The following is a 2,863-nucleotide window of genomic DNA, read 5'->3' as shown; positions in this document are numbered from 1 at the left end:
CTCCGGTTCCCAGCATTTCCGCTGGTCTCCCTCGCGGCGACTTAGAAAACAATACACCCACCACGCCCCCACCGCAAACCCACCCCCACAGCACCGTCCTCACGGCGCCTGGCCCGGAAATCCGGGGCGAAACGGGGCATGGAGCCCGAAAGTGTCGACCCGGCGTCGTTCTTCGGTTCTGTACCCTCCGTCACATCCTGACGCCACGCCGGATACCATCGGAGGGTGAGGGCATACCGCCGGCGCAGGAGACGAGCCTTTCTCCATCGGCGTGCCTCCCGGACGGCCGCCAAACGCCAGCCGGCCGTCACCGGCCTGTCGCAGGGCGAGGTGGCCACGCGGGTCGAGCACGGGCTGACAAACCGCGTCCCGGACACCACCAGCCGAAGCCTGTGGCAGATCTTCCGGGCCAACGTCTTCACGCTCTTCAACGCAATCGTCGGAACGAGCTTCCTGCTGCTACTGCTCTTGGGGCAATGGCAGGATGCACTGTTCGGCCTCGCCGCGGTCAGTAACGCAGTGATCGGCGTTGTCGAGGAGTACAGGGCGAAGAAGTCCTTGGACCGGCTGGCTGTTCTCAACGCCCCGCTGGCAAGGGTGTTGCGTGAGGGTCAGATCCACGACATCGCCACGGCCGAGGTCGTGAAGGACGACGTCCTGGTGTTGCGGGCCGGGGACCAGGTCACTGCCGACGCCGCAGTACTCGAGTCGTCCGGCCTCGAGGTGGACGAATCGCTCCTCACGGGCGAAGCAGACCCCGTGGATAAGGACGCGGGGACGGAAGTGCTCTCCGGATCGATCGTCGTGGCCGGCCACGGCACTGCCCGGGTTGTCCGGGTAGGGGCGGAGTCGTTCGCGAGCCGGCTGACGGTAGATGCGCGTCGCTTCTCGCTGGTGAACTCCGAGATCCGCAACAGCCTTAACCGCGTACTGCGCTGGATTGCCTGGATCCTGCTGCCGGTGGCTATCCTCGTGATCAACGGCGAGATCCAGGCGCGCGGCGGCTGGCAGACCGCCTATTCCACCGGTGCCTGGACGCCGGCTCTGGTGGGCCTCATTGCCAGCATGATCGCGATCGTCCCGCTGGGACTCGTACTGCTCACGAGCGTGGCTTTCGCCGTGGGCGGGCTCCGGCTGGCCGGCCACAATGTGCTGATCCAGGAGCTCGCCGCTGTCGAGGGACTGGCACGCGTAGACGTACTGTGCATGGACAAGACCGGAACCCTCACAGAGGGAGGGCTCGTCTTCGATGCCGTCCACCCGTTGGCGCCGCAACCGGGATGGGAGCAAGTCCTGGCATGGTTTGGCGCTGAGCCCGAGGCAAACGCCACGGCACGCTGCCTGAGTACGGCTTTTGAGTACGACGGCGGCCTGCAGCCGGTGCGATCAGTGCCGTTTTCCTCCGCCCGGAAGTGGAGCGGAGTCAGCTTCGACGGGCGCACCCGTGCGGCGCGCACCTGGATTCTCGGAGCGCCGGAGATGATGCTTGTGCAGGGCGAGGACTCCCCCGGACTCGACGCGTCGTTGGTCTCTGCTCCCGACGGCGCCGTCCCGCCCCAGAGCAACGAACCCAGCCGGGGCGACATCTTGCGTCAGGCCGGCGAACTGGCTGAGACAGGGCTGCGGACTCTGCTTCTGGCCCGCGCTGATCAGTTGCCGAGCAATGGAAAGCTGGAGCAGCTGCCGGGGTCCCTGCATCCTGTGGCGCTGCTGACGTTCCGGGAACAGCCCCGCGCCGATGCGCGGGAGACCCTCAACTTCTTCCGCGCCGAGGGCGTCGGTTTGAAGATCATTTCCGGCGATGATCCCCGGACCGTCGCCGCCATTGCGCGCCGGATTGGCCTGGAGGTCACGGAGGGCTACGACGCACGCTCACTCCCCGAGGATCCGTTGCACCTGGAGGAAGTGATGGAGGCGAACATGGTTTTTGGCCGGGTCACCCCGGCCCAGAAGAGGGCTATGGTCGAGGCGCTGCAACGCCGGGGACACACTGTGGCAATGACCGGCGACGGCGTCAACGACGCCCTTGCGCTGAAGACAGCCGACCTTGGCATCGCCATGGACTCCGCGGCGCCCGCAACGAAGGCCGTGGCGCGTCTGGTGTTGCTCGACGGCCGCTTCGACCGACTTCCCGGGGTCCTTGCTGAAGGCCGGCAGGTGATCGCCAATATCGAACGCGTCTCGAGCCTCTTCCTGAGCAAGACGGTCTACGCGACTGCCATCGCAGTGACGTTCGGGCTCCTGGACTGGAAGTTCCCCTTCCTTCCCCGCCAGCTGTCCTTCACTGACGGCCTGACAATCGGAATCCCGGCATTCTTTTTGGCGCTCATGCCGAACCCGCGCCGCTACCAGCCTGGATTCCTGCGCCGGGCCCTCTGGTTCTCCGTGCCGGCAGGACTCATCGTGACGGCCGCGCTGCTCACGCTCAATGCCCTGGCGCCGTTGTCCGGCACGGCGACGCCCGAACAAGTAAGCAGTGCCTCGGTTCTGACGCTGTCCATCGTTGGGCTGTGGATCCTATCGGCCGTGTCCCGGCCCCTTAATGCAGGGCGCCTTGCTGTGGTGGTGGCCATGAGCGCCTCATTGGTGGCCCTGCTCAACCTGCCGCTCGCGCAGGAGTTCTTCCTGCTCTCGCGACCTCCGGGCGGTTTGTTGCTCGCTGCGGTGGCGTGCGGGGCCGCCGGGGGCCTCGGAGTCGAGGTCCTGGCCCGGGTCCACGCCCGCGCTTTCCCGGCGCAGGCGGTGGGCCGGAAGTGAAGGAGGGTCCCCCGGGTGTGCCGGTGCTGCGGATGGGTTCGTGGCCCGTTAGGGGTGTTAAATGCGGGAGGACCCCCAACGTGTGTTGGGGGTCCTCGACCTGTAA

At 66.6% G+C, this 2,863-nt stretch carries 1 protein-coding gene; it reads left to right on the top strand.

Annotated features, from left to right (window positions below):
- Positions 1 to 225: 225 nt before the first annotated feature.
- Positions 226 to 2,757 (top strand): HAD-IC family P-type ATPase, encoded by a 2,532-nt coding sequence (locus BLR03_RS23760; protein WP_091256998.1) that lies wholly within the window; start codon positions 226 to 228, stop codon positions 2,755 to 2,757.
- Positions 2,758 to 2,863: the final 106 nt, after the last annotated feature.

The sequence above is a fragment of the Arthrobacter sp. ok909 genome (assembly GCF_900104405.1).
In the GTDB taxonomy this organism is placed as follows: domain Bacteria; phylum Actinomycetota; class Actinomycetes; order Actinomycetales; family Micrococcaceae; genus Arthrobacter; species Arthrobacter humicola.
The sequence above is the reverse complement of the archived record's forward strand: the minus strand, read 5'-3'. Positions and strand labels throughout refer to the sequence as shown.